Genomic DNA, 6,156 nt, shown 5'->3' on the forward strand with positions numbered 1-6,156 from the left:
TTGTAATAAGAGCGCTAAAGCGCAACTACGTACCCAGAAAGCAAGGCTCAATCTAAAATGCTCTCATCAAGAATGAACCATTAAAAATTGACCGTTCCCGTTAATTTCACCATTGCAACTGGCAAAATTACTCCCTAACCAAATCAAATAAAATCGCCAAATCCGGCGAAACTTGGCATAATCCATGCCATAATCTAACGTTTTTACTGTTGCTTGGTTGTCATCAAAGTTCTTTAGCCAATTGGCAAATGTCTGAGAGTAATTTGTGCCATTGAGATACCATCGGTTCACAGTCTTCAGATCCTTGTTATGGCTGGGAACCGCATCAAAATTCCAGTAACGACCGTAAGGAAAAATATATTTGTGCGTGTAAGCGCTGGATATGTTATTGGGAGTACGTACCGTGATGATGTGAATAAAGACCTTACCGTTATCCTTGAGAAAAGAAGCTAACTTTTGAAAGGCATTTGTTAAATTACCAACATGACAGAAAACGCCAATGGAAAGAATTTTGTCAAATTTAGTCTCAAATTTGGCATCATTTAAGTCTCCCTCAAACAGGGTGAAGCGACCTGAACTCAGATAGCTTTCAGGATCTTGCATCTTCTGGCGCATATATTCGCACTGGTACTTGCTCAAATTAATTCCTGTAAACCGGACATTGGGGAATTTGGAAAGAATGTAATTTGGCACGCAACCCCAACCGCAACCAAAGTCTAAGATGTGGTCGCCGTCTTTAATATCTAGCTTTTCAATCACATCATCAATCATCTGAATCTGCGATTGCTCTAAGTTAGCTGCTCCTTTTTCCCACAATCCCATGCTATACTTAGGATAAATGACTTTCCCATCGCCTAACATCTGATTGAGCATATCTTGAGGCAAGTCATACTGAATCTTCATCAAATCCCGCGAACCTTCCGCAATGCGATCGGTTTCTGTTAATACCCATTCATAAGGTGCAAGCAGAGAGGGAAAATAGCGAAAGAAGATGGGCATAAAGGTATTGAACATACCTTCTAGGACGGGATCGGGAACTTCCAATCCGTTAATATAAGCCTCTCCAACGGCCATTTGCACCGCGTTGACTACAGAGACTACTCCACGAGTTACTTTGTAGGCTAGAGGGCTTTTGATATTTACATTTCCTACTACTGGGATATACTTTTCGATATCTTGCAAGATGGGGGTAGAAGTCATGGTCAGATCCTTAATGATTATTGAAGATTGTGGTATGATACTCTCACAGAAAAATTTTGGCATTTCATAGATGCAATGACTATAATTTTTTAGCTAAAAAATCATAGTTATTACATCTATCAAAAGATAGAGGAAATAATCAGGGAGTCATGATAAAAACTGAAGTTTCTTTACAAAACTTAATAAATACTGTTGATGAGGAAGCAATGATTCCGCAAAATGTATACGCAAAGACATTGCGGCCTTTACTTCCGGCTGAAGCGTTTGCGCCTGATAGTAGTAAGTTAGTTATCCTGTTGATTAATCTGATAATCTTGATACTGGGTTGGACTATAGCCTCTGGGTTAGATCGGTGGCCTGTATATCTTTTGTGGCTGTATTTACCTTTCGCAATCATCATGGGCAATAGCGTCATTGTCCTGCTATTTAGCTCACATGACCTGATGCACGGAAGCGCGATTAGAAACGTCCGTGCGATGCGTATTATTAGCTTGTTAGGACTAACATTGGGGTGGATGCCACCGACATTGTGGAAAGCAGTTCATAACCGAGAACATCACAATAAAACTAATTCCTTAAAAGATCCCGATCGCAATTACTTATACCAACAACCTAAGACTTGGGGCAAATGGATTCAGAATTTGTTTGTGCCTTCGTCGGAAGTCAAACCTTTCTGGTTGACAGTGGGAATGACTTCAGCATGGGGAGTACAGACTTTCCGCAATTTAACTTCTGTGCTGTTGTTTAATAGCGAATCAGTTGATTATGTTCAGGCTGCATTTACCGTTAATAGTAAGGAACGTCGAGCGATCGCCGGTGAATTTTTAATAATCTTAATGCTTCATTTGAGCATTTTAGCTTACCTGGAATTTAACCCCATAAAACTTGTGCTGAGCTACTTTCTGCCGATTGGGATTGGCTATGCAGGCACAATATTTTATGTTTATACAAATCATATGCTCTCTCGAATGACCAGCGTTAACGATCCGCTGATTAATAGCCTTTCTATCAGGGTTCCTAAAATCTTCGATTTGCTGCATTTAAATTTCTCTTACCATACGGAGCATCATATTTTTCCAGGAATCAACTCTGACTATTATCCACTGGTTCAAGAATTACTAAAAATTCACTATTCTGACCGCTTCAACTTATTGGATGCGGGAGAGGCTTGGCGCTTAATGTTGCAAACTCCTCGGCATTACAAAGATGAAAATACGTTTACAGATTGGGATGGAGAAAAGGATATTACCTGTCCTCTGGGCCGATCGATCTCATAGTGAAAGCGCAATTCTCGCAAGAAAACTTGCTTTATTGTAAATTTCTAATTTCAGATTATAAATTTCAAATTAGAAATTTGAAATCTAAAATCTGAAATTCTCCTAGCTGACCATTCCGAATACGCTGCCGATCGCACGAACTACATTACTCGGTTGCATCGCATCCGTTGCTGCGGTGGGTTCGTAGCCGCAATGCACCATGCAATCTGCACATTTGGGATTGCCGCTACCTCGACCGTACTTACTCCAGTCTGTATTTTCCAGCAATTCCTTGAAGCTGGCGTAATGACCTTCGTTGAGAAGATAGCAGGGTTTTTGCCAACCGAGAACGCTGTAGCTGGGACTCCCCCAAGGCGTGCATTCGTAATCTTTCTCGCCGGTGAGAAAATCTAGAAAAAGTGGGTTGTGGTTGAAGTTCCAGCTTTTCTTGCCTGCTTTGTATGGCGCTAGGATTTCCCGGAAGAGGGCTTTCGTCTGTTCCCGTTGGAGAAAATGATCGCGATCGGGTGCCCACTCATAACTGTAGCCTGGGGAAATCATCATGCCATCGATATTCAGCGTGGCGATGAAGTCAAAGAAATCTTGCATTTCTTTGGTATCTGTTCCCTCGAAGACGGTGGTGTTGGTCGTTACCCGAAATCCTCTCGCTTTGGCGGCGCGAATCGCTTTGACGGCTGTATCGAAGACGCCTTTGCGATCGACGCATTTGTCGTGCAGTTCCTGCAACCCATCTAGGTGGACGCTGAAGGTGAGGTAGGGCGAAGGCTGAAATTTATCCAGACTCTTTTCCAGCAATAAGCCATTCGTGCAGAGGTAAACAAACTTTTTCCGCTCTACCAAACCCTTGACAATTTCATCTATTTGTGGATGAAGCAGCGGTTCTCCTCCAGGAATGGAGACGATCGGTGCCCCGCACTCTTGGACGGCGGCGAAGCACTGTTCGGGGGTGAGGTTTTGCTTGAGAATTTCTGCTGGGTGCTGGATTTTTCCGCAACCGGAACAGGCAAGATTGCACCGGAACAAGGGTTCCAACATCAAGACTAAGGGATATTGTTTGCGACCCGCAAGACGCTGCGAGACGATATATTTCCCTACTTCCAGCGCTTGTAGTAAGTTAATTGCCATTAATTTCCGCTCCTCTCACCAAACCAATACCGCGATCGGTGTTTTGCGTAGTTTAGCGTAACTGATATGACGATCGGGTGAGGGTGAGTGACAGTTTTACCAAGATGCTGACGGTGCGATCGCTTATGCCGAAAGAATATATAATAGATGAACATGAAATAAATTTTATAGATTTAAACCTCCTAGAAAACCTGCTTTAATCCCAATTGCGTCGCTATATTGAGTGCCATGACTTCCACAACAAATCCCCCAACTATTCTTACAGCTTTACCCGACCACACTCAGTTACCGGAGTCAGACGGAACATTTGTGAAAAATTTTCAAGAACATCCTCAAAGCATCCTGTTAACAGATTCAATTACCCCCTCTCTCCAGCAAAGGCATCCCGACGGTAATTATTGTATCGGTCAGGATTGCGGAATTTATTGGCGTTTAACCGATCCCCCAGAACGAGGAGCCGAATCGCCAGACTGGTTTTTTGTCCCTAATGTGCCAGCAACTCTCAACGGAATTGTGCGCCGTTCTTATGTGTTGTGGCAAGAACTGATATCGCCGTTAATTGTATTAGAATTTGGATCGGGAGATGGGTCAGAGGAACGAGACAGAAAGCCCTTATCGCGATCCGGTCAAGAAGATGTTAAACCTGGTAAATTTTGGATTTATGAAAATGTCATTCGTCCGGCATTTTACGGAATTTATGAAGTCAGCCGCGCACGGGTGGAAGTCTATCATTTAATGGAGGGTGAATATCAGTTAGTGGTAGAAAACGATCGGGGTCACTATCCGATTACGCCTTTAGGGGTGGAGTTGGGAATTTGGCAAGGACGCTATCAAAATATGGAATTACCCTGGCTCCGTTGGTGGGATAGTGAAGGGAATTTGTTGCTAACTGGAGATGAAAGAGCGGAGTTAGAAAGCCAAAGAGCGGAATTAGAAAGCCAAAGAGCGGAGTTAGAACGGCAAAGAGCCCAACGAGCAGAATTACAGCTTGAGCAGTTGCGATCGCAGTTGCGCTCTGCTGGAATTGAACCTGAAGTGTGATAATTCGGTTGCAAGATTATATGAAAAATAGTGAAGAAGTTGAATTAAAGCTGCGACCAAGACCAACAGAAACAGTCTCAATCCCAATTCCATTAAATACATTAGAATCGCTCAAAAAAGTAGCAGCGAGTCGAGATATGTCTTTGACAGCTTTGCTGAAGTTTTATATCGGTCAGAGTCTGAGGCAAGACTTGGCGAAAATGTTTAGCGATCGCTTACTAGAAACAACAGTTCAGGTTTTATCGCGGCACATCGATTCGGAGTCAGAAATCTCGGCTATTATTCAAGAAATTAGATCGGAAACTGGTCGAACTATTCGTTGAAGGAGTTTAACTGTTTCCGGCAACAATAGATAATAATTCTTGTTCGTCAAGATTCGTTTTCATTAATTAAATCCTCTTACAGAAGTTGGTTTTCGCTATTGCTTAACCCAACCTACATTACAATTTAAAATTATTTTTAAACCAGGCTACGGCATCTTTTAAAGCTGTCTCGATCGCAGTTTGAGGTAAACCCAATTCTCTTACTGCTTTTGATGGATCGTAATACATGGTTTGTGTTGCCATGCGAACGCCATCCAAAGGAACGGAAGGCGCTTTGCCTAAAGGTGCGAGAATTTGTTCGTCAATCCAGGCTACACTTAAGGGCAACCAGGCGGGGACGGTGTTTTGAGGTGCTGGCAAACCTGTGATTTCGGATAGTTTATCTAGTAGTTGTTTTAGGGTAAGATTTTGATGGCCGAGAATGTAGCGCTCGCCTGTTTTCCCCTTCTCCAAAGCTAGCAAATGCCCGCGTGCCACATCCCGCACATCGATAAAATTTAATCCTGTGTTCAAGTAAAACGGCATTTGCCGACGCAGGAAACGTAATATAATATCTCCAGTCGGAGTAGGCTTGATATCGAAAGGGCCGATCGGACTGGAAGGATTGACAATTACGACATCTTGACCATCCTTAACGGCTTGCATTGCTACCTGTTCGGCTAGATATTTAGACTTTTTGTAGTGACCGATGAGTTTGTCGATCGCACTTTGATACGTTTCATCTGCGACACCGCCTTCTTTTACCCCAATCGCTGCTACCGAACTGGTGTAAATTGTGCGATCGATCTTTGCTTGACGAGCTGCTGCTAGCACATTTTTAGTTCCTAGCACATTATGACTATAAAGTAAATCTCGATCGGCTTGCCAAAGCGAATAATGTGCCGCTACGTGAAATAGTACCTGACAACCAAGCATTTGCTGCCACAAATCTGGGTCTTTCAAATCGCCTTTGACGATTTCTATGTCTAGATTTTGCAGGTTATCCAGACGACTGGATGGACGCACAAGCGCCCTGACTGCGTATCCTTCTTGCAGAAGCGATCGAACTATGTTGGCCCCGATGAAGCCTGTACCGCCTGTAACAAAAGCTTTTTTAGTCATTGGTCATTAGTTATTGGTCATATCGTGTCCGGTTGCATCGTTAGTGTAAGAGTGATATCGTCAAATTGTTTGTTTTCATCGTTGGTTAA

General features: G+C 43.0%; 6 protein-coding genes. 3 read left to right on the forward strand and 3 right to left on the reverse strand.

Annotation, left to right across the window (positions count from 1 at the left end):
- Positions 1-66 precede the first annotated feature (66 nt).
- Positions 67-1,200 carry an SAM-dependent methyltransferase gene (locus LAY41_RS01965; protein WP_249093517.1) on the reverse strand — a complete coding sequence of 378 codons (1,134 nt, stop codon included), beginning with the start codon at positions 1,198-1,200 and terminating at the stop codon, positions 67-69.
- Positions 1,201-1,349: 149 nt separating this feature from the next.
- On the opposite strand from LAY41_RS01965, the gene LAY41_RS01970 reads away from it, so the two are divergent.
- Complete coding sequence (locus LAY41_RS01970) at positions 1,350-2,477, forward strand: fatty acid desaturase family protein (protein ID WP_249093519.1); 1,128 nt, start codon at positions 1,350-1,352, stop codon at positions 2,475-2,477.
- 102 nt (positions 2,478-2,579) lie between these two features.
- Here LAY41_RS01970 and hpnH read toward each other — a convergent pair whose 3' ends face one another.
- A complete protein-coding gene (hpnH, locus tag LAY41_RS01975; protein ID WP_249093522.1) occupies positions 2,580-3,602 on the reverse strand; it encodes an adenosyl-hopene transferase HpnH in 1,023 nt (340 codons plus the stop codon).
- Between the two features lie 228 nt (positions 3,603-3,830).
- Between hpnH and LAY41_RS01980 the strand changes: the two genes are divergently transcribed.
- Both LAY41_RS01980 and LAY41_RS01985 read left to right on the forward strand, forming a co-directional pair.
- Positions 3,831-4,643 carry a Uma2 family endonuclease gene (locus tag LAY41_RS01980; protein WP_249093524.1) on the forward strand — a complete coding sequence of 271 codons (813 nt, stop codon included), beginning with the start codon at positions 3,831-3,833 and terminating at the stop codon, positions 4,641-4,643.
- A gap of 20 nt (positions 4,644-4,663) precedes the next feature.
- A complete protein-coding gene (locus LAY41_RS01985; RefSeq protein WP_249093526.1) occupies positions 4,664-4,966 on the forward strand; it encodes a hypothetical protein in 303 nt (100 codons plus the stop codon).
- Between the two features lie 117 nt (positions 4,967-5,083).
- Here LAY41_RS01985 and hpnA read toward each other — a convergent pair whose 3' ends face one another.
- Positions 5,084-6,067 carry a hopanoid-associated sugar epimerase gene (hpnA, locus tag LAY41_RS01990; protein WP_249093528.1) on the reverse strand — a complete coding sequence of 328 codons (984 nt, stop codon included), beginning with the start codon at positions 6,065-6,067 and terminating at the stop codon, positions 5,084-5,086.
- Positions 6,068-6,156: the final 89 nt, after the last annotated feature.

It is taken from the genome of Argonema galeatum A003/A1 (assembly GCF_023333595.1).
Lineage (GTDB): Bacteria > Cyanobacteriota > Cyanobacteriia > Cyanobacteriales > Aerosakkonemataceae > Argonema > Argonema galeatum.

Bases quoted from the DNA above. Each gene is read 5' to 3' on its own strand.
- LAY41_RS01965 (WP_249093517.1), bottom strand. From the start codon at position 1,200: ATGACTTCTACCCCCATCTTGCAAGATATCGAAAAGTATATCCCAGTA.
- hpnH (WP_249093522.1), bottom strand. From the start codon at position 3,602: ATGGCAATTAACTTACTACAAGCGCTGGAAGTAGGGAAATATATCGTC.
- LAY41_RS01970 (WP_249093519.1), top strand. From the start codon at position 1,350: ATGATAAAAACTGAAGTTTCTTTACAAAACTTAATAAATACTGTTGAT.
- LAY41_RS01980 (WP_249093524.1), top strand. From the start codon at position 3,831: ATGACTTCCACAACAAATCCCCCAACTATTCTTACAGCTTTACCCGAC.
- hpnA (WP_249093528.1), bottom strand. From the start codon at position 6,067: ATGACTAAAAAAGCTTTTGTTACAGGCGGTACAGGCTTCATCGGGGCC.
- LAY41_RS01985 (WP_249093526.1), top strand. From the start codon at position 4,664: ATGAAAAATAGTGAAGAAGTTGAATTAAAGCTGCGACCAAGACCAACA.